Origin of the sequence: Pleurocapsa sp. PCC 7327 (genome assembly GCF_000317025.1) — a bacterium.
Taxonomy (GTDB): domain Bacteria; phylum Cyanobacteriota; class Cyanobacteriia; order Cyanobacteriales; family Microcystaceae; genus Hydrococcus.
Genome location: NC_019689.1, coordinates 1,177,489 through 1,200,170 on the forward strand (window position 1 = coordinate 1,177,489; position 22,682 = coordinate 1,200,170).

Consider the following 22,682-nt stretch of genomic DNA (forward strand, 5'->3'; position numbering starts at 1 on the left):
CTTCAGCAAGAAGTCTAATATCCACGCGATCTCGCCAGGAAATCCTCTAGCCCTATCGAATCTTTTATGTCCCCAGATTACATTCTCTTTGCCCAACACGGATGGGCAGATACCAACCGCGCGATCGCTCAATTCGCTAAAAAAGCCTTAGCTACGCCAAAAACTCTCGTTATTGCTCCCAATCTGGGTTATTTGAAAACCTGGCTGTGGATCGAACCCCTCATCGAATATGTTGCACGAGTTGCGATCGAGACAGTTGCCAGCTATCCCGACGCGGCTATTAGGATTGTCGGTCATTCGATGGGTGGCTTAATTTGGCTCGAAGTTCTCGATCGCTACCCGCAACTGCGATCGCAGGTAGAGTCATTAGTATTGGTTGCCTCTCCTGTGGGAGGAGCAGATATTGCCCGCGCGATCGATCCGCTAGGCATCGGTATTGGCATCGCACGGGATTTGGGCATCAATCGGAGAGCGATCGCGCAACGAATCGCCGCAAAAATTCCGACGTTAGTCATCGCTGGAGATATCGACAATGGCAGCGATGGCACGATTGCCGTCGAGACGACTAAGTTCGATCCCGTCAAGTTTGTCTGCCTGAAAGGAATCTCTCACGCCGCCCTGAAAAATCATCCCGATCTAGTAGACATCATTCACGATTTTTGGGCTAATCCGCTCGTAACGGTCGCTCCAAAACCCGATTTCTCAAAACACTTAATTCAACGTTTGCAATCGCTTCCAGGGATGACGGATACCCATCCCAGAGATTTCTGGCGATCGAAGATTCATATCACTTTCAACAATGGCATTACGATTCGGACTTGGAACAATCCATTGCAAATCCAGCATATTTTTGTAGCCGATCGCGAGGAAAACTGTCTCTACAGCGGTTTCGTCGGTTGGCTGCACGACGAAGCTTTACGCATGATGTTAGCCGAGATCCAAAAAGAAATTCATCAGTAACCAGTTTTTTGATGAAAGGATTTTCGATTTTGGCGAAGCCGCCGCACGCTCCTTGAACCTCTTCAAGGAGAACGGCGGATGCAAGGATTGGGGATTAGTTAGTGGTTAGTCGTTAATTGTCTCCCCACACTCCCTCTACTTCCGAATTCCGACTTCCGGTTTCCGACTTCCCCTAGTCTCCCCACACTCCCCAGTCCCCTTCAATCCTGCTGGTGGGAAAATTGATAAGCCCCTGCCACCGAAAGCGCGATCGCGGCAACCAGCAAGATGGGAAGGGAATACCAGGGAAATTGAGACAAAGGGGAATATGCTGCCGCCCGCAAACTGACGCTGGTATAAGTTAGAGGCAGGCAATAGACTATTATTTTAAGGGCGACTGGCAAGGTACTGGGATCGAAGAAGGTTCCACCCAAGAAGGACATGGGAACGATCAGAAAATTGTTGTAAAGTCCTACGCTTTCGAGAGACTTAACTCGCAATCCTACAATTACTCCCAACCCTGCGAAAACGGCACAATTGAGCGTTAGTAGCAACAAAAATAAAGGATTGAGAAAACTACCGATTTTTCCAGTAAACAGCACCGCTACCAAAATAACCGAACCCGAAGTCATTAGTCCCCGCGCAATTCCTGCCAACATTTTGCCGAGATGTAAGGCAAGCGGATGTACTGGTAGAAGCAAGATTTCCTCAAAGGTTTTAGTAAAAAGGCGTTCTCCGCAAATCGAAAAAGTCGTGCCTCCAAAGCTGATGGTCATAGAAGACAGCGCGACCATTCCTGGCAAAATAAATTCTAGGTAATTATCGCCTACTGGCGGTTTCATTGCGCGATCGAGAGCGCCGCCCAATCCCAAACCGAAGGCGAAAATGTAAATTAAAGGCGAGATTAATCCCGTTGAAGCGATTTGTACGATGCGCGATCGCAATTTCAACCATTCTCCCCAAAAGACGGTTAGGGTATCTGCTAGGATCGTTGGTAATTGCGGCTCCTTTATCGGTTTGCTGGAATTATGGCTCAGTGGGGGTAATGGTTGCGATTTCACGGGTAATAGTCAATCTCATCTTGTTAGTATTACTTAATATTTAACCAGAACCAAAAAAACTTTTTAAATTTTTGCTCTTAATTGCATAGAGCCTACAGGCGTTTGCCTCTCCTAATCTTCTTCCTAAAGAGAAGTTTTTCTTAGGGTAGGGCGAGATCGGACAGATATTATTTTTCCAATTGTTCTAGTGACGCAGAAGGAGATTGCGATAAAACTTCCAAAAATGAGTCAATACCATTGGTACTACGAAATTCTTGGACTTATCCCAAATGCCTCTCCAGAAGAGGTTAAAAAAGCTTATCGCCAACTTGCCAAAACTTGGCATCCAGATCGCTTTCCCAATAACTCTCAGGAACAAAAAGAGGCGGCAGAGAAATTTAAAAAAATTCTCGAAGCCTATGAGGTACTGAGGAATCATCAACCAAGCGCAAATTCTTCAACGGCTGCGTCAACTTCAACAGTTGGATCGAAATTTTCGACTCAGCGATCGACTCCCGAAACTCACTATCAAGAGGGAGTTAAATATGCCCAAAAAGAACTTTATCAAGACGCGATCGAGGAATTTTCTATTGCCATTCGTCTCGATTCCAATTATATTAAAGCCTATCAATATCGCGGCTTTATTTTCTCTAAATTAGGCTTTGAAAGGAGAGCCGAAGCCGATCTAAAAAAAGCAGCAGAATTAAAGTTAAACAAGCAATATCGAGAAGAGTTTGTGTCCGAGCGATAACTTTAGTCTCTTATTCGGCAAGGTGGTTAAAGTTAAAAGATGAGCAAATAGTATTCTCTCTTGGCAAGCAAGTTAAATCTTGGTTTGGATTAGATAACTTTACGTTACCAATGCCCAGCAATCTAAATTTCTCTCAGTTGAAAGAAGGATGATTAAATAGGGTAACAATTGTCAGTAGTTTTTGTTACAAAAAGTAAAGATTTGGGGGGATAAAAAGGGCGGGGATTGCCCGCCCAAATCCTTAATTAGACAGATCTTTCACCTGCGCGACCAACTGAGCTACAACATCTTGAGCGCTGCCGAAGAGCATTAGAGTCTTATCCTTGTAAAATAACTCATTATCAACTCCGGCAAAACCTGTCCTCATGCTGCGCTTGATGACGATCGCACGTTGCGCCTTATCTACATCTAGGATTGGCATTCCGTAGATAGGGCTACTCGTATCGTGTCGAGCGGCTGGGTTGACAACATCATTCGCACCGATAATTAAAGCGACATCGGTGCGATCGAATTCGGGGTTGATATCATCCATATCGTAGAGTTGGGTGTAGGGGACATTTGCCTCTGCCAGTAACACGTTCATATGTCCCGGCATTCGTCCCGCAACGGGGTGAATGGCATATTTAACCTCTACGCCCATTTTTTCCAAGCAATCGGCAAGTTCTCGAACTCCGTGCTGTGCCTGAGCTACTGCCATCCCATAACCGGGAACGATGACAACAGAACGGGCATAGCCCAACATCATTGCCCCTTCTTCAGGATCGACGGAGCGAACGACTTTATCCTGCTGCACTCCCGATCCGCCAGCAACAACCGTGCCATCGCTACCAAACGCACCAAAGAGAACGTTGGTAAGAGAGCGGTTCATGGCTTTACACACGATCTCGGTCAAGATGATGCCAGAAGCTCCCACCAAAGCACCAGCGACGATAAGCATATTATTCGCCAAGATAAAGCCCGCCGCACTAGCAGCCAAACCGGAGAAGGAGTTCAACAGCGAGATGACCACTGGCATATCAGCGCCGCCGATGGGCAGAACGAACATAACGCCAAGTACCAGAGAAATCCCCACCAAAGTTAGGAAAACTGCTAGATTTTCTGGGTAAACCAGTAGGTAGCCGCTACTGACTAGAAAGCTAATGAGAAGAAAAGCATTGAAGGGCTGCTGGAAGGGGAAAGTCACAGGAGCGCCAGTAACAAGCTCTTGTAACTTGGCGAATGCCATGATGCTACCTGTAAACGTCACGCCGCCGATTAAAACCCCTAAAATGGCAATAATCGTAGCATCTAGCGGCACGGTGCCAGTGGTTTTGAGTAGTCGCCAAAATTCGCCGACAGAAACTAGTGCCGAGGCCGCACCGCCCACGCCGTTGAAAATCCCGACCATCTGAGGCATGGCAGTCATGGCAACTTTTTGGGCAGAAATTGCTCCAATCAGAGAGCCAATGACGATACCTACTAAAATCATCTGATAGCTCAGGATTGACTGATGGAGCAGAGTGGCAACGATCGCGATTAACATGCCGACTCCTGCCACTACATTCCCCTGACGAGCGGTGGCAGGCGAACCGAGTTGTTTCAATCCCAGGATAAACAGAACCGCCGCCGCTAGATAAGCTAGCTCGATCCCGGTTACTAAATAGTCGCTCATGCTTTCGCCTCCTTCTTCTTAAACATTTGCAGCATTCGGTCTGTTACCCAAAAGCCGCCTACGACGTTGATGGTTGCCAAAATGACGGCAATGAAGCCTAAAATCGTTACCAGGCTCCATTCCTTGGCTCCAGTCATGAGTAATGCCCCGACGATGGAGATGCCGGAGATTGCATTCGATCCTGACATGAGAGGCGTATGTAGCGTTGGCGGAACTTTGTTAATTACTTCAAAACCAACAAATGATGCCAACACGAATACAACGATACCTGTAAGTAATTCTGAACTCATAGACCCTTTCATTCCTTTGTCTGTCAATGATTTTGTTGTCCCTGAAGGGGCTAAACAGGGATCGACAAAGCCTCGCGAACTCGCGAATTGCGAATTTCTCCTGCATGGGTCACACAGGCGCTATCGATAATGTCATCCGCAAAATCGAGTTTTAACTCGCCATCTTTGACGAGATACTGCACCAAGGTCAGTACGTTCTTGGCATACATCTGACTGGCATCAATGGGTACTGAGGCGGGCAAATTAATCGGACCGATGATGGTAACGCCGTATTGCGTGACATCTTTGCCCGGTTCGGTGTAGGCACAGTTCCCACCTTGTTCGGCAGCAATATCAACAATGACAGAACCCGGTTTCATCTGAGCAACCATCGATTCGGTAACGATTAGAGGCGCTCGCTTGCCAGGAACCTGTGCTGTGGTGATGACGACATCAGCTCGTTTGACGTGTTCGGTCAGGACTTCGCGAACTCGTTCTTGGCTGGCAGTCGAAACTTCTTTGGCATAGCCACCGTCTGCCACCGCGTCTTCTTCTAAAGTAATGTCGATGAATTTAGCGCCGACGCTTTGGACTTCTTCTTTGACTGCCGGACGGATATCAAAGGCTTCTACCACGGCTCCCAAACGGCGGGCAGTCGCGATCACCTGCAACCCGGCTACCCCTGCGCCGATAACTAATACTTTGGCAGGGGGAATGGTTCCTGCGGCAGTGGTCATCATGGGGAAGATTCTGGGCAAATAGGCAGCAGCTAGCAAGGTAGCTTTGTAGCCAGCAATATTAGCTTGAGATGACAGCGCGTCCATGCTTTGAGCGCGACTGGTGCGGGGAATTAGCTCTAGGCTAAACGCGGTAATCTGGCGATCGGCTAATTTTTTGATGCCAGCAGGATCGCTTAGCGGATCGAGCATTCCGAGCAAAACTGCCCCTGGTTTGAGCCAATTAATTTCTGGCTGTCCGTCTCGTTCGCTGGGAGGGGAAACTTTGAGCAGGAGATCGGCTTCTCCCCAAAGTTGGGCGGGATCGGCAATCAGTTTAGCGCCAGCCGCTTCATAAGCATCATCCGAGAAGTGCGCTCCCGCACCCGCTCCAGTCTGAACCAAGACTTCAAAACCTCCTTTGACTAATCGGGCGACGGTATCTGGTACTAACGCCACCCGAAATTCTCCAATTTCAATTTCTTTAGCAATAGCTATCTTCATGGTTTTTCCTTTTTTTGACAGATCGATTCATCTCCCTTCTTTTGAAGAATAGAAGGTAGAGAATTTTGGGTTATTAAGCTACTCCTCTCACCATGTAAACTAAACCGATAAGCTATAGTTATCTCGCTTTCTGAAACTAGAGTTTCACGATTAATGGTGGCTGAAAGTTCATAAGCAACTTTTTTATAAAGGATTAATTTTTCTGGAATTGAGTTATGAAGATCGATAAAAAGCCACCCCTAACGACAGAAGTGGCTTAGTAAAAAAAATAAAAATTTATTTAAAACTGGATTAGCTTAGCGCTTGAGTTTCGCTTTCATCAATTTCTTTTTTGACGGCTTGACTGACAATTTGCTTAACTATTTTGATGAGTTCGCGCCAAGAAGCATCGTTGCGAGGAATTTCGCCTTGATACATCCAAAGCCAATCTAACAGCTCTTGTAGGGCTTCTCTAGCTTCTTGGATTTCCTGGCGTTCGGGCGGCAGAAGCGGCGTGGAAAATCTAGCGGGGTCTTTCCGAACCACTTCTAGCGCTTCGCGAACAGTGGCTGTAATTAACTGTTGCATTTCTTTTTGACCCCGTTGTTTTTGCCAAGCTAAACCTTCTTCGCTCGAAGCGTAGAGAGAGGGCAAACGATTGAGAGCGTAGGTTGCTACCTCGACTTGATTGACTAACTCTTTGATTTCAGCCGAACAAGGCTCTAGTTGTTTTTTGATTTCTTGGGCAACTAGCAACTCCATCGCGTTTTTGTTAGACTGCGAAACGACGCGCTCGGACTGAGAAGCCAGATAATCTAAGATTGAATCCATTGCTCGAATGATTTTTTTTATGTCACATTAGCGTTAGTATGCCCAAAGCGAGGAAAAAAATTGCGATCGCCAGCGATTTCTCTTCCCAGCCAAGCTTTTAGCCACCCTAAAAAATTTGTCAGATAAAAATCATGCTAGATTTTACATCGGTTTTGAATTTTTCCCACCATCATTGCATTGCCATCTGCGCTTTTCTCGTTCCAGCCAATCTGCTGATAACCTTACAAACTTTAGCGATGGTTTTACTGACTCGCCCTCAATCTCATATTCGTTGGTCGGTAGCGATCGCGGCTTGTCTAGCTTTAATCCTAGTCCTGCACGTGGGAACTTGGTTTGCGATCGAGGTTGTCACCCCCGTCACCTTTATTTTGCTGGGATTGGCAAGTACTTGTTTGGCTTTAAACCTTTGGACGGCAAACTATCCATCTACTTTCCAACGCTTGTTGAGAATAGCTCCGAGCATTCCCAACCGCGATCGCCAATCGTGGCTTTCTTATTAACGTAAATTGTTTTGGTTACGAAGGCACTGCCAAACATTGCTGGTAAATTACTTTAGCAGCTCGATGCAAGAGCGAATGCCGAGCGACTAATCCTTGGAGATCGTCGGCGTATCCCCCGCCAATGACACAAGCAACAGGACAGCCAGCTGCCAAACAGGTAGTCAAAACCTGCATTTCGCGGCGATAAATTCCCAGATCCGTTAGGGCTAATTTTCCCAGGCGATCGCTCGCATGAGTATCTACGCCAGCATCGTACAACACCAAATCGGGTTGGACTTGAGAGAGTACATCGGAGAGATATTTAGCCAGGATGTGTAAATAGCCGTCATCATCTAAACCAACGGGTAGCGGCACGTCGAGATCGCTTTTTTGCTTGTTATTGGGGAAATTCGCTTCGCAATGCATCGAGAAAGTAAAAACGCTGGGATCGTCTTGAAAGATACAAGCCGTTCCATCGCCTTGATGAACGTCTAAATCGACAATGAGGACTTTTTTGACCAGTCCGAGTTGTTGCAAGACGCGAGTTGCGATCGCTAAATCGTTAAAAATACAAAACCCCGAACCATAACCCGGAAAAGCATGGTGAGTTCCCCCTGCCGTATTGCAAGCCAATCCATATTGCAAAGCCAGTTGAGCCGTCAGAATCGTTCCGCCGACCGCAACACAAGTCCGATTGGCTAAAGCGGGACTCCAAGGCAAGCCAATGCGGCGCTGTGCCTTCGGATCGAGCGTTCCCTCGCAATAGGCTCGCACGTATTCTGGTAGATGTACTAATTCAATTAACTCCCGCGACGGGACTTCTGGACGGTAAACGCAGTCGAGTTGAGCGATGCCGTCGGCGAGTAGCAATTCGTAAAGGAGTTTGAATTTAGACATCGGAAAGCGATGTCCCTCTGGCAATGGCGCAATGTAGTCTGGATGGTAGACGATCGGTAAACTCATTCTTACAGCAATTATCAACTAAATAATATTAAATCCGTTTCATTGACCATAATTGACCATAATATGGAGTGCGGTGCGTTCGCGTAGCGTGTGCGTAAGCGCATACGTCTTGCTCGCTTTTCATGCCTGCTCGAACGCGAGCTAGAAGCTCGCACTACTGGTTATTGTGTTTGTTCGTTCAGATTTGATATAAATTGTAGGGTGGGCTAGTATTAGCCCACCCTACACGTAAGGTTTTCAAGTATCTCTACTAACTACTAACCAGGATTAGCCTTTGAAAACCATCGCAGGGTCGATTCGCGTTACCTTGCGAATGGCGAGAAACGCAGAACCGATGCACATGGCGACAATAATACCAAACACGCCAACTGCCGCTCCCGGAGTAATCAAAATGATAATTCCCTGTTCGGCGACGGCTGCGCTCAAGCCTAGGCAGATCAGCATTCCTGGAATATAGCCCAAAACTGCCATCCAGATCGATTGCTCTACGATAACCCCATAAAGCAGCTTATCCGACGCGCCGATTGCTTTGAGGGTACCAAATTCCTTAATGTGTTCGGACACGGAAGAATAAAGAATTTGGCTCACAACGACCATGCCGACGATTACCCCAACTGCCGCTCCGATACCCAAAATCACGCCAACGCCCGTGCGAACTTTCCAGTAATCTCTCGTTTTTTGCGACATTTCTGCCTTAGTATAGGCAGTCGTTCCGGGGATGGTCTCTTGCAGGCGCTTTTTGAGCGCTTCCATGTTTTGACCCGGTTTAGCTTTTATCAAAATATAGGTAACGGGATCGGTTAAGCTCAAGGCTTTGAGTGGAGGCATCTGCGACTGCTTGGTTTCGGCATCAGAAGCCTTCTCATAAATTGTCGTACAATCGAACTTTCCATTTTCGTTTGCCTGACAGTTGACCCTAGAGGTATACCCAGCACTCATGTAGGTATTAACATTCTTAAGAGATGTAAAGACAAACGGAGACGCTACTAAAGATTGAGTATTTTCGGTAACTGCGTCTACGCGAGCGGGCAAGCTTCCGATTTTCCCCATCTGACCGATAGAGTTGATGTGTAGTTCCTCTATGCGACTTCCTTCTACCATGATAGTGTAGGGGTTAGATACCGCTTTTAGGCTTCCTTGCGTAATATCTCCCGGTTGAAAGAGTCTTCCGTTTGGGTCGAAACCAATGATGCGCACGGAACTACTTTCGGTACTGTTGGCTGGATACCATCTCGACGTAGTAAGAGTAATAGGTTCTGCCCGTTCGACTCCTTCTACTTGTTTTGCCTCTTCTAGTTGTGCGTAGGTCAATGGTTCTGTATACTCGAATTGAACCATCCGATCGGAAGTTAGCCAGATGTCTGCTTTCGAGCGATCGATGAGGAGGGCTGTAGAGCGAGAAAAACCGTTGAGAATGCCAGTTTGGATTGTCACTAGGCTAACGGCAAACATGATACCTGCCTGGGCAACTAAGAAACGAGGCAAGTCTTCGAGTAGGTTCTTACGAGCAATGGATACCATAGCAGATTAGAGGACTATGTTTTTGTGCGCCTGCTGAAAGATTCAGCGGATTGGGGTTGGGTTTCGGAACTTGACGAAGTTTACGTAATATTTATTATTTCCGAATCCATTAAGTTATGTAACAGCGAGTGGGACAGTAATTAGAGTGTCAACTGGGAAACTGAATTCCGAAAATTTTCCAGTAAAACGCTATAAATCCTCAAAATCGGAAGATTATGCGCGACGGAGAACGGTTAAATCATCCCATTCTCGAACAGAGTTTTGCGATTATCGACCAAGAGATTGGCAATCATAGCTTAAATTCTTGGGAATACGCGATCGCCCGTCGGGTTATTCACACCACCGCTGATTTTGAATTTGCCGAGTTATTAAGATTCAGTCCCGATGCGATCGAATCCGGTATGGCTTGCCTGCGCCGTAAAGTGCCCATCATTACCGATGTCGGCATGGTTAAGCAGGGTATAACAACCATGGTAGCAAAAACTTTTAACAATTTTTTGATGGCTGCTGTCGAGCAAGTTTTAGTAGCCGATGCAGGCAGAACTCGCACGGAGATAGGAATTCTAAGATGCTTTGAGCAATACCCCCAGGGAATTTATGTCATTGGTAATGCACCTACTGCCTTACTAGCATTATGCGATCGCATTTCTGAGTCAAACCTTAAACCAGGATTAATTATTGGTGCGCCCGTGGGATTTGTTTCCGTGGTAGAGTCGAAACAAGCTTTGGCACGGCTAAGCGTCCCCCAAATTCGAGTAGAAGGACGCAAGGGAGGATCGCCCGTCGCTGCTGCAATTTTAAATGCATTATTAGTGCTAGCGTGGGAGAATTTATAATTATTAAAAATATAAATAATGATAGAAGTTGTTGGAATTGGATTAGATGGAGCGGCAGGACTGTCAGAGAACGTTAGAGCTATTGTAGAAAATGCAACTTTATTGGTTGGAAGCGATCGCCATTTAAGTTATTTCCCCAAACATCCAGCTAAAAAATTAATTTTAAGCAATTTTCTTGAAGTCATTAAAGAAATCAAACAGCATGTAGACGAACGAGTTATTATTTTAGTCAGTGGCGATCCTTTGTTTTTTGGATTGGGGCGTTTGCTGTTAGAAAAATTTCCATCAGAACAATTAAGATTTCATCCCCACCTTACGTCAGTACAATTAGCATTTAATCGAATTAAAGTTCCTTGGCAAGATGCAAAAGTTGTTAGCGTTCACGGACGGTCTTTAGAAAAGTTAACCCCTCTACTACAACAAGGTTTTGAAAAAATTGCTATTTTGACAGATGAAAAGAATAATCCAAGCGCGATCGCTCGTTTTTATTTAGGGTTGGATTTGCCGACGCGATATGATTTTTGGATTTGTGAAAATTTAGAAGATTCTCAAGAAAAAGTTTCTCAGTTTTCAGCAATAGAATTAGCCGATTTACTAGCGGATAATTTTGCCGATCTCAATATCGTTATTCTACTGCGTCAATCTGAGGAGAAAGAACGACCATTAAATGTTGAAAATCTACCTTTATTAGGATTGCCAGATAGCATATTTTTAAGTTTTCAAGATCGACCTGGTTTAATGACCAAGAGAGAAATTCGCCTCTGTCTTTTGGGCGAATTAGGATTACAAGATGGACAAATTATTTGGGATATTGGTGCTGGGACGGGTTCGGTTTCGATTGAAATAGCTCGTCTGTGTCCTTCCTCGCAAATATATGCGATCGAAAAAACAGCGATGGGAATTAATTTGATTAAAAAAAATTGCCTACGCTTGCAAGTTTCTAACGTTATTCCAATTCATGGAAATGCACCAGAGATACTAACTGATTTACCAGAAACCAACCGGATTTTTATTGGAGGTAGCGGTGGGAATTTACTTGATATTTTAGAAACGTGTCAAAGAAAAATAGCTTCTGATGGGATTCTAGTATTAGCCTTAGCGACTTTAGAACATTTAAATAGTAGTTTGGTTTGGTTGCGCGATCGCGATTGGAGTTATCGTTTATTACAAGTACAAATATCCCGTTCCGTTCCCATCGGAAATATGACCCGTTTTTCTCCATTAAATCCCGTTACTATTATTACGGCTAGGTTAAACTAGCAAACTTATCTGTGGCATCTAATAAAGCACTGCGAATTCCTGGTTCTGTCATAGAATGTCCGGCATCGGGAACGATGATAAATTCTGCTTCTTGCCATGCTTTATGCAGTTCCCAAGCTGTTATCATCGGACAAACTACATCATAGCGTCCTTGTACGATGACTGCTGGGATATGACGAATGCGATCGATATTTTCTAACAGTTGATTTTCGCTTTTAAAAAAGCCACCATTGACAAAATAATGGCATTCAATTCTGGCAAATGCATCAGCAAATTGATTTTCTCCAAACTTTTGAATCAGATCCTCAGATTGAAAAAGTTTACTTGTACTTGCTTCCCAAATCGACCAAGCACGCGCAGCTTGCAATCTGATTTCTTTATCTTCGCTAGTTAACCGTTTATAGTACGCCGAGATGAGATCTCCTCTTTCTTCAGGAGGAATGGGTTTCAGATATTCTTCCCAAGCATCGGGAAAAATATTACTAGCGCCTTCTTGATAAAACCAAAGCAATTCTTTTTTTCGCAGTAGAAAAATCCCTCGTAATATTAATCCCTGACAACGTTGAGGATGAGTTTGACTATAGGCAAGAGACAGCGTACTCCCCCAACTCCCTCCAAAAACTACCCATTTTTCAATTCCTAAATGTTCCCGTAGTTTGTCGATATCGCCGACTAAATCCCAAGTTGTATTTTCCTGCAACTCAGCATGAGGCGTACTTTTCCCGCAACCCCGTTGATCGAAAAGAACAATTCGCCATTGTTGGGGATCGAAATATTGCCGATAGATAGGATCGATGCCACCACCTGGTCCGCCATGAAGAAAAATAACGGGTTTTCCTTGAGGATTGCCTACTTCTTCAAAATAGATTGTATGTAAATCGGAAACTTTTAATTTGCCTTCATTGTAAGGCTCAATTGGTGGATAGAGTTCTCGCATCTTTTCTACTCGTATCTGTTACTTATAATTAACCTTATCTAACCGGTCTACTTTAAGGTTGAAAAATATTATTGTCTTCGAGCGCAGCAATAATTTATGTTTGATTCCACTCCCCCCAAATTGCCAGAGTAATTCCAGGATCGTAAATATTAACAAACATAGTTTGTCCGTCGGGAGCAAAACAAATTCCGGCAAATTCGCTATTATTAAAAGCATTGCGAGCGAAGTGATAGTATTCTCCTTCGGGAGTAATTCCTACTAAGAATTGTTCGCCCAATCCATCTTCACAAACCATCAAATGACCGAAAGGAGTTAGGATTAAATTATCGGGATAATCCAAGACTTCCATTCCTGGCGATTCGACAAATAATTCTACCGTTTCAGAAGCAAGATTGTAGCGAAAAATTTGTCCTGTCCCTGCCTTTCCTCCGTTGGTACAAGTCCAATAAATTTCGCCATTTCCAAAACAAATTCCTTCCCCTCTCCTAAAAATAGCTGCTCCTTTCGATTGTGCTTCATAGCGGAGCGTATCTTTTTCGGGGTCTACTTCTTCAATTTTGACCCACTCTACTTTTTTAGGGTTGCCCATCGGAAAATCGAGGCTGGTATTTACCGCAGGCATATCTTTGATAACTAAAGCTTCTAAAATTCCCCCCGCTTTTAAGTTACCATTTTGCTTAGGACGAAAGCGATAAATACAGCTATCTTCTCGATCTTCGGTTTGATAAATATAGCCTGTTTTGGGAGCGACTGCGATCGCTTCGTGTCGAAAACGTCCCATTGCGACAAGGGGAAGAGGAGGGGAAATTTTTCCATCAGCAAAAACCTCAAAATTATAGCCGTGCTTGATAGATTCTGTTGTCAAATGGCTGAGATCGGAAGATTGTGGTGCTAAATCGTCTTCTTCACAACTAATCCACGACCCCCAAGGCGTTGAACCCCCAGAACAGTTACGATTCGTACCAGCAAGAGACACAAATTCTTCAATGGTTTGGCGATCTTTATCCACAATTAGAGTCGTCGTTCCCCCACTCGAGCGCCGATCGTAGTATTTATTAGTATTTGCTGCCATAACTGCGGGAGTTTGTCCCGGACTGAGTTCGTGATTGCGGACTAAAATTGTTGCTCCATTTTTGCCAGGAAAAGCTGCCATGCCATCATGACTGGTTGGCACGGGATTATTATCGCTCATCAGCTTTCCCGTTTGCGAAAGAATGCGATATTGAAATCTTTTTGGAAGATCTAAAATTCCATTGGGATCGGGAATCAGTTCGCCAAATCCTTTCGCCAATAGAGATTGACCTGTAGTTGCCCTCACATAATAATTCCTCAGCAGAGAAGCTAAGGCAAAAGTAGCAGCACCTGCACCCGCTAAAGTCAAAAAATTTCGTCGAGATAAAGCCACAGTTTTTTCGGAGATTCTTCGAGGTCGAAAACTAAACTCTATTAATATGCCTAATTTTTCGAGCAATTGACTAGATATTGCCGATAAGCCTACGCGATCGCTGTCTTACAAGGGCAACAGAAGTGTAACAATGGTAAAGGTTATCTTGGTCACTTCTGGTTATTTTAATCGTGAAAAAGCTGGATTTGCGCCGCAAATTAGCTCGCAAGCAACGAAAAAGACTGCTCAAAGTAGTCGCGATCGTTATCTTAGGCGCGATGCTAGCTAGTTTGTTATTCAATATTGCCGTGCGATTGCCTTCCAATGCCTCGAAACCTGTAGATGCCGTGTTGGTATTGGGAGGTAGTATCCAACGAGAAATTCATGCAGCATGGTTGACAAAAGACTATCCAGATATTCCCTTCTTAATTTCACATGGTTCTGACGATCCCTGTATCTTATTCATTTTTCAACGAGCGGGCGCTAGATTGGAGCAAGTCTGGTTAGAAAGATGTGCCGATTCAACTTTTGGCAATTTCTTTTTCAGCGCGCCAATTCTACGTCGCTGGAATGCTCACAAAGTTAAATTAGTCACTTCTGGCAGTCATATAGAACGGGCGGAATGGATGGCAAAAATTTTACTAGGCGCTCAAGGAATGGCAGTCGAAATCGATCCTGTCCAAGAAAAAGGAATTCCGGGCAATCGAGAATCCAGACTGAAGACCACACTAGATGTAACTCGCAGCATAGTTTGGTCATTTTTTAGCCAATTGATTCAGCCCCCCTGCTTTGATGTCAAAGAGTTGGCGAATGTCGATTTACAAGCGTGGAAAGAAAAAGGATATGCCTGCGAGCGTCTAGTAAATTAGTTTTCTGCCTCCGCTGGAAACGCTGCGGGTTGGACGGCAAGGGTTTTCCTATCGCCATCGCGATTGACTTCGACTTTTAGTGTCGTTCCAATTTGGCTCTTTTCGACTTGTTCTTGTACGTCAGTAGCCGTGGCTACCTTTTGACCGCTGACTCTCTCAATGATATCTCCCGCTCGAAAACCTGACTCTGCTGCGGGCGAGTTCGGGATGACGCGGATGACTAATACGCCTCGATCCGTAGAGATGTTTAAGTTGAGTTCTTTGTCTCGATTGAGTTCTTCTCGCAATTCGGGAGACAGTGTAACCATGTGAATTCCCAAATACGGATGATCCACTTTTCCTTTTGTAAACAGTTGTTCGGCAATTCGCTGGGCGGTTTCGATGGGAATGGCAAAACCCAACCCTTGAGCGTCGGCACGAATCGCAGTATTGACACCGATGACTTCGCCTGCGGCGTTGAGAAGGGGACCGCCAGAGTTACCGGGGTTGATCGCGGCATCGGTTTGGATAAATCTGACTCGTTTGTCGGGAACGCCGACATCGCTGCTAGAGCGACCCAAAGCGCTAATAATTCCTACCGTGACGGTATTATCTAAACCTAAAGGATTGCCAATTGCGATCGCCCATTCTCCCGGTTGCAAGTTTTCTGCATTGCCAAGCGTCACGGTCGGTAAGTCGCTGGCGTTAATTTTCACCACCGCTACATCCGTTACCTTATCTATTCCTACTACCTGACCGTCATACACCTGACCGTCTTTGAGCGTTACCTTAACGCGAGCTGCGCCTTCGACTACATGTGCGTTAGTAAGCAAGCGTCCGTCGGCGCTAAGAATAAATCCCGATCCCGTTCCTCTCTCTATATATTCTCTGGGAATTGGCAAGTCTTGACCGAAAAATCGTCGAAAAAAGGGTTGCTCGAACGAGTCCGGAATTTGTTGGCTCACCTGACGAGCTGCATCGATCCGCACGACGGCGGGTCCTACTTTTTGTACTGCCCTGGCAATAAAGTTTAAATTTTCTTGGGATGCCGAACCCGATGGAATCGGCAAGGTTTTACTAAAAGCGGTGGGAACTATCTGGGGCGTTTCTTGCATCTGTTTAGATTGTTGGGAAAGTAAGTAATAACCTCCTCCTACTCCTGCGCCCGCGCCGATTGCTAGCAAACTCAAATATACGCCTAGCCGTTTCATAGATAAACTCATTGCCCCAGCAATAACCGAATCGTCCCTATTAAAAATTATGGCAGAGTTACACTTAACAGTGTTCGGTTATTAGCGACCAATGACCAGTTCTTATGCAAAAACTTTTAGTCACAGGGGCTAGCGGTTTTTTGGGCTGGAATCTTTGTCAGCAAGCCCGACAAAAATGGGACGTTTGGGGGACTTATTTTACCCATGCGGTTGAAATTCCCGGCGTTACGCTTCTCAAGGTCGAGCTAACAGATTTTCATGCCCTCAAACAATTATTTACAGACATTCAACCAGCAGCCGTCATTCATACCGCCGCTCAATCCAAGCCAAATTTTTGTCAAGAGCATCCCGATGAAACTTATGCCATCAATGTTACGTCTTCCCTAAATATTGCCCGCTTGTGTAGCGATCGCGCTATTCCTTGCGTTTTTACTTCCACTGACCTAGTTTTTAACGGTCTCAATCCCCCCTATCAAGAAACCGATCCCGTTTCTCCGATTAGCTATTACGGCGAGCAAAAAGTCCTCGCCGAACGGGGAATGTTGGAATGCTATCCCAGGACTGCCATTTGTCGAATGCCATTAATGTTTGGCGTTGCTTCTCCGGTGGCCGGTAGTTTTATTCAACCTTTTATCGAGATCCTCAAAGCAGGAAAAGAACTCAGTTTATTTACCGATGAATTTAGAACGCCTGTCAGTGGTTCGACGGCAGCTAGCGGACTGTTATTAGCCCTAGAAAAACAGATTGCAGGACTGCTTCATTTGGGTGGCAAAGAAAGCATTTCTCGCTATCAATTTGGTCGCTTATTGGCAGAAATCTTAGAACTTCCGCAAGAAAATATCAAAACTTGCCAACAAAAAGATGTACCGATGTCTGCTCCTCGTTCTCCCGATACTTCTTTAGATAGCTCTAAAGCTTTTGCTTTAGGTTATCAACCGCGATCGCTACGAGAAGAGTTAGAAGCTTTAAAAGGTAGAATTTAACGAAAAAAGAGGAAAACCATGGTTTTCCTCTCTAAAAATTTGACTTCTTCAATCCTATCGGAAATTCTAAAAAACTCTAGATATTAAGTTTTTTATAAAAAAATTTAGATTGGTTGACTTTTTTAAAAACTTTTACCAATTGATAAAAATTAATTCAAAAAGCAACAATAAGGCTATTATCTCTCTAATGCTCATTTTACAATAGATGTAGATTAAGATAAAAAATCCTAGAATTTTTCAAGAGTTTTTTAGTTGAAATTTCCAAAAATCTTCTTGTAGTTTTCATAGTAGGAGCTAATGGCTATGACCAGCGTTATTCAACGTCGCCGCGAGTTAGACATTGGCAGGATTTGGGAAGGATTTTGCAATTGGGTAACGAGTACCGACAATCGCATCTACATTGGTTGGTTTGGTGTTTTGATGATTCCCACCCTCATCGCTGCCAGCGTTTGTTTTATCATTGCCTTTATCGTCGCTCCCCCAGTGGATATGGACGGCATTCGGGAACCCATAATCGGTTCTTTATTGGGCGGGAACAATCTTATTACTGCTGCCGTCGTTCCCACTTCTGCTGCGATTGGCCTACATTTCTATCCGATTTGGGACGCGGCTTCCATGGACGAGTGGCTTTATAATGGCGGTCCCTATCAACTAATTATTCTTCACTTCCTGATTGGCATTTGGTGCTATCTAGGTCGTCTATGGGAACTCAGCTATCGCTTGGGGATGCGTCCTTGGATTTCCGTGGCATTCTCGGCACCTGCCGCAGCCGCCACAGCCGTATTCTTGGTTTATCCCATCGGTCAAGGGGCTTTTGCGGAAGGAATGCCTCTGGGTATCAGCGGTACGTTCCATTTTATGTTGGCATTCCAAGCCAATCACAATATCTTGATGCATCCGCTGCACATGTTAGGAGTTGCTGGCATATTTGGCGGCGCATTGTTAGCTGCCACGCATGGTTCTTTGGTCACGTCCAGCTTGATTCGAGAAACTACAAATGAGGAATCGATCAATGCTGGTTACAAGTTCGGTCAAAAAGAAGTAACCTATAATCTGCTTGCTGGACATGTTGGCTATCTGGGTCGCCTTCTCATCCCCAGTCTGGCCATGCGCAATCACCGTGCCATCCACTTCTTGCTCGCTGCATTGCCCACGATAGGTATCTGGTGTGCTGCACTGGGCATTAGCACGATGTCATTCAATCTCAACGGTTTCAATTTCAACCAATCCATTCTCGACAGCCACGGTCATCCAATTTATACCGACGCCGACCTAATCAATCGTGCCAATTTGGGTTTGAGAGCAATGCACGCGCCGAATACCCATCACTTTCCACTGGTTTTGGCAGGTGGTGAAGCTGTTTCTATCAGTTAAGTAATCCTCCAATGACTCGATTAAATTTGAGCGTTTCCCTGTTGAAACGCTCTTTTTTTGAGCGCAAGACTTGTAAGTTTTGCGCTATATAATGATAAAAACCTGCAAGCGAAGAAAAATTAATATGAAAGTAGAGGAAATCTTCGATCGCATTGCTGAAGTTCGCTTACTAAAAAAACTGAGCGATCGCGGAAATTTACTTTTTGTTGGCGAAGAAGAAACGATTCAATATTTACAAAATTTTTTCGCTCGCAGTAATACTAATAGTCATTATAATTATTACTGCTTGTCTGAAAACTCAGATGGGTTTAATTACAGTCGCGACGATCTATTAAATTACCAAGCTATTATCGTTGCATCTATTGATGATGAGCATTTCATTTTCGATCGCCTCAAACAAGAGCTTGAGCAATTAAATCTAGAAACTCCTATTTTAAAGTTATTTTCCGATCTTTTTGTCAATGTTGCGTCAGCTCGCCCATTGTTACAGGCATCTGACAGTAAATTTACTGTACCTAAAATTGCCTATGCGATCGCCTCTACTGCGCGATCGGGTTCGACGGTTTTATGTAAAGCTTTAATAGCAACGCAAATTGCTGGATTTCCCGAAGAACATTTAAGACAGTCCAGTCAAGTCCTTACGCAAAATTGTCATTTCGATTGCCTTAGATATCTTCGGCATTTGATGACCTATCGAACCACCGAAAATGGAGTTTTTGGAACCAAATTTATATCTCATTTTTTTCCCGTTCGAGAGCAAAATAATTTGGATCTTGATGAAATACTTGCTCGATTCAATTTTATTTATTTAATCAGGCGAGATAAAATCGCACAGGCAGCTTCAGGATACATTGCCCAAAAAACAAAAACTTGGCATATTGATACCGATAAAAAGTATAAAGCTTATCAAGCTAGTCTTAACAAAATTAAAATAGAAGATGCCGATCTCGAAAAATTGCACGGTTATTACCAATGGATCTTGCAAGAAGAACGTTTTTGGGAGGAATTTTTTGAGCAGCGTCAAATTTCCCCATTAGTAATTGAGTACGAACAATTTGTAGCATCTCCAGAACAGCAAGTCAATCAAGTTTTAAAATATCTAAAAATTATTGATGAGGATAGAGTAAAGGTTCTGAATCGATATCAGTATAAGCTCTATCAAATTGCCAAAAAATTTAAAATTATTGGGGACGATCGAGCGATCAAAATTAAACTAAAATCTAAAAAACTTCAATCAAATCTTTCGAAAGTTTTAATACAAAAATATCAAGAAAAATATAGTTGATATTGAATTGGGAAGTCCGATATTGAATTAAATCGGACTTAACATTTATTTTTTGATAAACTCACGAATCCAGTGACGAACAGAGGGGGATAGCAGTCGGCGCGTAACTAGCTTAAAAGTATCAAAACGATATTTATTATCTTGCTTCGGGTTACGAAAAAGAACCATGCTATAGAAGTTGCTTGGATAGTAATCAAAGGATTTCATTAATTCGTATATCTTCTTTTTACTTATCTCAATTTCAGAAGAATCTTGATGGCTAAATTGGATTAAAAATTTAGCTTTTCCAGTTTTTAAAATACCTACACAGCCTCGAAGAATGGGAGCATCCAGTTTTGGAAGATTTACCATTTATGGGAAAATGTAAAGGGAAATAATCCTGTGCGATCGCTGACAATGAACCAAGAGAAACAAGAACGGATCAAAGCCTGCTTACAAGAATTGTCAACACTGCTGTATGAAGAAGCAGACAAAAGTAAGCTGACAGACCTTGAAGGCATAGAAAAAACAGTTCGCAGTCAAGTATTAGAACTAGTCAGCCCAGAAATAGCCCTTTTTTTATCGAACAAAAAACTGGAACAAAAGTAGGTAAAACTAGGAAAATAAAAAGCCTAGTAGGGGAACTGAAATTAAAAGCCAAACAGCTTATTAGACTAGGTTTAAAGCCAAGAACTCGCCTAAGTCCATTACTTCAAAAGTGCTGTTTGAGGTTATCAGCTAACGAATCATACCAAAAAGCAGAAATCGAGATTGAGGCATTGACAGGAGTAAAAGTTGGTCATTCAACACAACAACAACTAGTGCTGTCACAAGATTTTCAACTACCACTTGCTAAACAATCAGTTTCAGAAGTCAGCGTAGATGGAGGAAAAGTCCGACTCAGGGGTAAACCGAAAGCAGGCTGCCACTGGCGAGACTATAAAACCGTTCGTCTGCAAGGGATTTACTATGGTGCATTTTTTGATGACAACCAATCATTAATTGATTATGTCAATAGCCAACAGTTGTTAGACCCTCTTGTTTGCTTGGGAGATGGACATGATGGTGTCTGGAATCTGGTGAGAGAATTTGGACAAGACCAGTTTTCTCGCTGTGAAATTTTGGATTGGTATCACCTGAAGGAAAATCTTTATAAAGTTGGTGGTTCTTTAAAGCGACTCAAAGCTGCGGAAACTCTGTTGTGGCAAGGTCAGGTAGAAGCGGCCAAGACCCTATTTAATCATTGCCGAGGTAAACAAGCTAAAAATTTCATCGCTTATCTGGAAAAACATCTCCCTCGCATTGTCAATTACAGCTATTATCAGGCTGAACAATTATGTTCTATCGGTTCAGGGGCAGTTGAATCTGCAATTAAACAAATTGGTTTAAGGATCAAAATTTCTGGCGCACAGTGGAATGTTGAAAGTGTCAATCACATCCTCTCTGTTCGTTGTGCTTATCTTAATGGTTTACTTGCTGTCTGATTGGGTGTTTCTTCCAAAAGTGGATGCTCCCCGAAGAATTGGTAACTCTTTACCCTTTACATCAATTTTAATAATGTCTGGTTTAATCGGTTTGAATAAAGTATCAAGCTGATAGATATCTACTGTAATTTCTTCCCAAGCGATCGCATCGTCTAGTTCTTGCTTAACTTGAGAGATATCTTCTTTTAAAAAGCTGCCATGAGTAGGAGAATTAGAGAAGAAAAAATTGCTTTGTCCGTCGCGATCGCCGATACCTATCTGTAAAAGATGTATCTTATTATCAGAGTCTTTTTCCCACTGAGGGCACTTTTCTTTCAGTTTTTCAAACTTAATTGGATTGGGTTCGATAGCATAGATACTACCACTACTCAGAGCTTTATTTACTTCAAAGGTATACTTTCCCGAATTAGACCCAATATCGACTATAACCATCTGCGATCGCAAAATTTTAGCTAACTTACTTTCTTTTTTGGAGTTATTTTCGAGCAAATTTGTTTCATTCAGCATTGAATATATTTTCCCCAATTCCGATTTTTATCTAAATAAATATTTTTTGCATACTTTCTCAAGTGCTTTAGCAGCATCTATCTGCATTTCTGGCGAGGGATAATACTTGTTAAACATATGTTTGCTGCCGTAAAGGTTGCGTAAATCTTCTCTACCGCTGTCGATTGAAGTTGGTTTGCCTGTAAATCTACTAATCAGTAGTTGGGGCATTCCTCTAGCCGTTATACATTTCACGTATTCATCGCTATATTTTTTAATTTGCTCGACCATTTTTGAATTAACTAATTGGGGAAATCTTCCAAATAAAGTATTAATATTTGTATATTTTTCTATATAAAACGGTTCTCTTGTTGAGAACCAAAATAAAATTTTTGGCACCTTGATTTGTTGAAGTAGTTTCTGATAGTTGTTAACCCAATTAGCTCTTGTTTCGGATACAATTTTTTTAACGTAATTTTGGTCATATTGCTCTATTAACTCTTTGTAAGCAAGGTCGGCTCCAATCTTTACTCCATCAGATAATCTGGTTAAATATTCGCGACCGCCACTATCAAATAAAGAATTACTTTCACTTCTTCCCGACATGACTTGGATTATGGCAAATTTAGCTTTATTAATATATTCCAGCAACGACTTGTCCTCAAGAAAGCAGTATGGACCAGCGCCTGCTTGTCCCATATTGAGCGTTGGGATATTCAATTTTTCTTGTAATAATGTTGGGTAAGGTTTTTCGCAAAAACATCCAAAGGTTTGAGCAGCACCCAGACAAACGAAATATTGTCCTTCTTCTAAGATTTCAGGCTTAGGTCCTCTAAAAGATTTTTCTGCCACATTTGGTAAATAAAATCCCTGATAATCAATAATTTCCCAATCCCTGTCTTGGTATTGCATAAAATGCTTTTTTAGGTAACTGAAAGTTATCTTAGCAAAAAGCGATCGCTATGTCGTTTA

General features: G+C 43.4%; 23 protein-coding genes. 10 read left to right on the forward strand and 13 right to left on the reverse strand.

The genetic code is table 11. The features are described from left to right. The first annotated feature begins 66 nt into the window (after positions 1-66). Entirely contained in the window at positions 67-960 is an 894-nt protein-coding gene (locus PLE7327_RS05265; RefSeq protein ID WP_015142827.1) for an alpha/beta fold hydrolase, read from the forward strand. A 200-nt stretch (positions 961-1,160) separates the two neighbouring features. Here the strand turns inward: PLE7327_RS05265 and PLE7327_RS05270 are convergent, their stop codons facing one another. Then, the gene (locus tag PLE7327_RS05270; protein ID WP_041392827.1) at positions 1,161-1,976 is read right to left on the reverse strand and encodes an ABC transporter permease; all 816 of its coding nucleotides are present in this window, start codon (positions 1,974-1,976) and stop codon (positions 1,161-1,163) included. A 247-nt stretch (positions 1,977-2,223) separates the two neighbouring features. On the opposite strand from PLE7327_RS05270, the gene PLE7327_RS05275 reads away from it, so the two are divergent. Then, positions 2,224-2,730: a J domain-containing protein gene (locus PLE7327_RS05275; protein WP_051036384.1), complete on the forward strand. Its 507-nt coding sequence runs from the start codon at positions 2,224-2,226 to the stop codon at positions 2,728-2,730. A gap of 241 nt (positions 2,731-2,971) precedes the next feature. Here PLE7327_RS05275 and PLE7327_RS05280 read toward each other — a convergent pair whose 3' ends face one another. The 4 genes from PLE7327_RS05280 to PLE7327_RS05295 form a co-directional block, all read right to left on the reverse strand. Beyond that, positions 2,972-4,381 carry an NAD(P)(+) transhydrogenase (Re/Si-specific) subunit beta gene (locus tag PLE7327_RS05280; RefSeq protein WP_015142829.1) on the reverse strand — a complete coding sequence of 470 codons (1,410 nt, stop codon included), beginning with the start codon at positions 4,379-4,381 and terminating at the stop codon, positions 2,972-2,974. Further along, positions 4,378-4,671 (reverse strand): NAD(P) transhydrogenase subunit alpha, encoded by a 294-nt coding sequence (locus PLE7327_RS05285; protein ID WP_015142830.1) that lies wholly within the window; start codon positions 4,669-4,671, stop codon positions 4,378-4,380. The genes PLE7327_RS05280 and PLE7327_RS05285 overlap by 4 nt, the downstream gene beginning before the upstream one ends. A 50-nt stretch (positions 4,672-4,721) precedes the next feature. Continuing rightward, positions 4,722-5,870 carry a Re/Si-specific NAD(P)(+) transhydrogenase subunit alpha gene (locus PLE7327_RS05290; RefSeq protein ID WP_015142831.1) on the reverse strand — a complete coding sequence of 383 codons (1,149 nt, stop codon included), beginning with the start codon at positions 5,868-5,870 and terminating at the stop codon, positions 4,722-4,724. Positions 5,871-6,161: 291 nt separating this feature from the next. Beyond that, entirely contained in the window at positions 6,162-6,680 is a 519-nt protein-coding gene (locus tag PLE7327_RS05295) for a late competence development ComFB family protein (protein WP_015142832.1), read from the reverse strand. Positions 6,681-6,811: 131 nt separating this feature from the next. Here PLE7327_RS05295 and PLE7327_RS05300 point away from each other — a divergent pair, with 131 nt between their 5' ends. Then, positions 6,812-7,180 (forward strand): hypothetical protein, encoded by a 369-nt coding sequence (locus PLE7327_RS05300; protein WP_015142833.1) that lies wholly within the window; start codon positions 6,812-6,814, stop codon positions 7,178-7,180. 15 nt (positions 7,181-7,195) lie between these two features. On the opposite strand, the gene PLE7327_RS05305 is transcribed toward PLE7327_RS05300, so the two are convergent. Together PLE7327_RS05305 and PLE7327_RS05310 are read right to left on the reverse strand one after the other, a co-directional pair. Next, complete coding sequence (locus PLE7327_RS05305) at positions 7,196-8,122, reverse strand: histone deacetylase (RefSeq protein ID WP_015142834.1); 927 nt, start codon at positions 8,120-8,122, stop codon at positions 7,196-7,198. A 267-nt stretch (positions 8,123-8,389) separates the two neighbouring features. Continuing rightward, positions 8,390-9,643: an FtsX-like permease family protein gene (locus PLE7327_RS05310; RefSeq protein ID WP_015142835.1), complete on the reverse strand. Its 1,254-nt coding sequence runs from the start codon at positions 9,641-9,643 to the stop codon at positions 8,390-8,392. Between the two features lie 215 nt (positions 9,644-9,858). Between PLE7327_RS05310 and PLE7327_RS05315 the strand changes: the two genes are divergently transcribed. Together PLE7327_RS05315 and PLE7327_RS05320 are read left to right on the forward strand one after the other, a co-directional pair. Continuing rightward, positions 9,859-10,479: a cobalt-precorrin-8X methylmutase gene (locus PLE7327_RS05315; protein ID WP_015142836.1), complete on the forward strand. Its 621-nt coding sequence runs from the start codon at positions 9,859-9,861 to the stop codon at positions 10,477-10,479. Between the two features lie 18 nt (positions 10,480-10,497). Then, complete coding sequence (locus tag PLE7327_RS05320; RefSeq protein ID WP_015142837.1) at positions 10,498-11,739, forward strand: bifunctional cobalt-precorrin-7 (C(5))-methyltransferase/cobalt-precorrin-6B (C(15))-methyltransferase; 1,242 nt, start codon at positions 10,498-10,500, stop codon at positions 11,737-11,739. Here PLE7327_RS05320 and pip read toward each other — a convergent pair. After that, entirely contained in the window at positions 11,726-12,676 is a 951-nt protein-coding gene (gene pip, locus PLE7327_RS05325; protein WP_015142838.1) for a prolyl aminopeptidase, read from the reverse strand. The genes PLE7327_RS05320 and pip overlap by 14 nt on opposite strands. A gap of 94 nt (positions 12,677-12,770) precedes the next feature. Further along, positions 12,771-14,081: an alkaline phosphatase PhoX gene (locus tag PLE7327_RS05330; protein ID WP_015142839.1), complete on the reverse strand. Its 1,311-nt coding sequence runs from the start codon at positions 14,079-14,081 to the stop codon at positions 12,771-12,773. Between the two features lie 170 nt (positions 14,082-14,251). On the opposite strand from PLE7327_RS05330, the gene PLE7327_RS05335 reads away from it, so the two are divergent. Further along, positions 14,252-14,929: a YdcF family protein gene (locus PLE7327_RS05335; RefSeq protein ID WP_015142840.1), complete on the forward strand. Its 678-nt coding sequence runs from the start codon at positions 14,252-14,254 to the stop codon at positions 14,927-14,929. Here PLE7327_RS05335 and PLE7327_RS05340 read toward each other — a convergent pair. Next, positions 14,926-16,119, reverse strand: coding sequence for an HhoA/HhoB/HtrA family serine endopeptidase (locus PLE7327_RS05340; protein ID WP_015142841.1), 1,194 nt, complete (start codon positions 16,117-16,119; stop codon positions 14,926-14,928). The two genes, PLE7327_RS05335 and PLE7327_RS05340, sit on opposite strands and share 4 nt — an antisense overlap. 104 nt (positions 16,120-16,223) lie before the next feature. Between PLE7327_RS05340 and PLE7327_RS05345 the strand changes: the two genes are divergently transcribed. The 3 genes from PLE7327_RS05345 to PLE7327_RS05355 all read left to right on the forward strand — a co-directional run bounded on the left by PLE7327_RS05345 (position 16,224) and on the right by PLE7327_RS05355 (position 19,761). Continuing rightward, positions 16,224-17,102 carry an NAD(P)-dependent oxidoreductase gene (locus tag PLE7327_RS05345; RefSeq protein ID WP_015142842.1) on the forward strand — a complete coding sequence of 293 codons (879 nt, stop codon included), beginning with the start codon at positions 16,224-16,226 and terminating at the stop codon, positions 17,100-17,102. Positions 17,103-17,405: 303 nt separating this feature from the next. Then, the gene (psbA, locus tag PLE7327_RS05350) at positions 17,406-18,476 is read left to right on the forward strand and encodes a photosystem II q(b) protein (RefSeq protein ID WP_015142843.1); all 1,071 of its coding nucleotides are present in this window, start codon (positions 17,406-17,408) and stop codon (positions 18,474-18,476) included. A 124-nt stretch (positions 18,477-18,600) separates the two neighbouring features. Further along, positions 18,601-19,761, forward strand: a complete 1,161-nt coding sequence (locus PLE7327_RS05355; protein ID WP_015142844.1) for a Stf0 family sulfotransferase — start codon at positions 18,601-18,603, stop codon at positions 19,759-19,761. Positions 19,762-19,806: 45 nt separating this feature from the next. On the opposite strand, the gene PLE7327_RS05360 is transcribed toward PLE7327_RS05355, so the two are convergent. After that, positions 19,807-20,112, reverse strand: coding sequence for a hypothetical protein (locus tag PLE7327_RS05360; protein ID WP_015142845.1), 306 nt, complete (start codon positions 20,110-20,112; stop codon positions 19,807-19,809). A 45-nt stretch (positions 20,113-20,157) separates the two neighbouring features. Here PLE7327_RS05360 and PLE7327_RS05370 point away from each other — a divergent pair. Then, positions 20,158-21,224, forward strand: a protein-coding gene (locus tag PLE7327_RS05370; protein WP_144266088.1) for an ISKra4-like element ISPle1 family transposase whose coding sequence is annotated in 2 segments (ribosomal slippage) — positions 20,158-20,314 and positions 20,314-21,224 — 1,068 coding nt in all. Because the reading frame shifts where the segments join, the coding sequence is not laid out codon by codon here. Here the strand turns inward: PLE7327_RS05370 and PLE7327_RS05375 are convergent. Together PLE7327_RS05375 and PLE7327_RS05380 are read right to left on the reverse strand one after the other, a co-directional pair. Next, the gene (locus PLE7327_RS05375; protein WP_015142848.1) at positions 21,210-21,731 is read right to left on the reverse strand and encodes an FkbM family methyltransferase; all 522 of its coding nucleotides are present in this window, start codon (positions 21,729-21,731) and stop codon (positions 21,210-21,212) included. The genes PLE7327_RS05370 and PLE7327_RS05375 overlap by 15 nt on opposite strands. 27 nt (positions 21,732-21,758) lie before the next feature. Next, entirely contained in the window at positions 21,759-22,622 is an 864-nt protein-coding gene (locus PLE7327_RS05380) for a DUF6473 family protein (RefSeq protein WP_015142849.1), read from the reverse strand. Between the last annotated feature and the right edge of the window lie 60 nt (positions 22,623-22,682).

Coding starts and splice junctions, on each gene's coding strand:
- PLE7327_RS05340 (WP_015142841.1), bottom strand. CDS start 16,119: ATGAAACGGCTAGGCGTATATTTGAGTTTGCTAGCAATCGGCGCGGGC.
- PLE7327_RS05315 (WP_015142836.1), top strand. CDS start 9,859: ATGCGCGACGGAGAACGGTTAAATCATCCCATTCTCGAACAGAGTTTT.
- PLE7327_RS05375 (WP_015142848.1), bottom strand. CDS start 21,731: ATGCTGAATGAAACAAATTTGCTCGAAAATAACTCCAAAAAAGAAAGT.
- PLE7327_RS05360 (WP_015142845.1), bottom strand. CDS start 20,112: ATGGTAAATCTTCCAAAACTGGATGCTCCCATTCTTCGAGGCTGTGTA.
- PLE7327_RS05355 (WP_015142844.1), top strand. CDS start 18,601: ATGAAAGTAGAGGAAATCTTCGATCGCATTGCTGAAGTTCGCTTACTA.
- PLE7327_RS05300 (WP_015142833.1), top strand. CDS start 6,812: ATGCTAGATTTTACATCGGTTTTGAATTTTTCCCACCATCATTGCATT.
- PLE7327_RS05320 (WP_015142837.1), top strand. CDS start 10,498: ATGATAGAAGTTGTTGGAATTGGATTAGATGGAGCGGCAGGACTGTCA.
- PLE7327_RS05295 (WP_015142832.1), bottom strand. CDS start 6,680: ATGGATTCAATCTTAGATTATCTGGCTTCTCAGTCCGAGCGCGTCGTT.
- PLE7327_RS05345 (WP_015142842.1), top strand. CDS start 16,224: ATGCAAAAACTTTTAGTCACAGGGGCTAGCGGTTTTTTGGGCTGGAAT.
- PLE7327_RS05380 (WP_015142849.1), bottom strand. CDS start 22,622: ATGCAATACCAAGACAGGGATTGGGAAATTATTGATTATCAGGGATTT.
- PLE7327_RS05305 (WP_015142834.1), bottom strand. CDS start 8,122: ATGAGTTTACCGATCGTCTACCATCCAGACTACATTGCGCCATTGCCA.
- psbA (WP_015142843.1), top strand. CDS start 17,406: ATGACCAGCGTTATTCAACGTCGCCGCGAGTTAGACATTGGCAGGATT.
- PLE7327_RS05310 (WP_015142835.1), bottom strand. CDS start 9,643: ATGGTATCCATTGCTCGTAAGAACCTACTCGAAGACTTGCCTCGTTTC.
- PLE7327_RS05290 (WP_015142831.1), bottom strand. CDS start 5,870: ATGAAGATAGCTATTGCTAAAGAAATTGAAATTGGAGAATTTCGGGTG.
- PLE7327_RS05280 (WP_015142829.1), bottom strand. CDS start 4,381: ATGAGCGACTATTTAGTAACCGGGATCGAGCTAGCTTATCTAGCGGCG.
- pip (WP_015142838.1), bottom strand. CDS start 12,676: ATGCGAGAACTCTATCCACCAATTGAGCCTTACAATGAAGGCAAATTA.
- PLE7327_RS05285 (WP_015142830.1), bottom strand. CDS start 4,671: ATGAGTTCAGAATTACTTACAGGTATCGTTGTATTCGTGTTGGCATCA.
- PLE7327_RS05265 (WP_015142827.1), top strand. CDS start 67: ATGTCCCCAGATTACATTCTCTTTGCCCAACACGGATGGGCAGATACC.
- PLE7327_RS05275 (WP_051036384.1), top strand. CDS start 2,224: ATGAGTCAATACCATTGGTACTACGAAATTCTTGGACTTATCCCAAAT.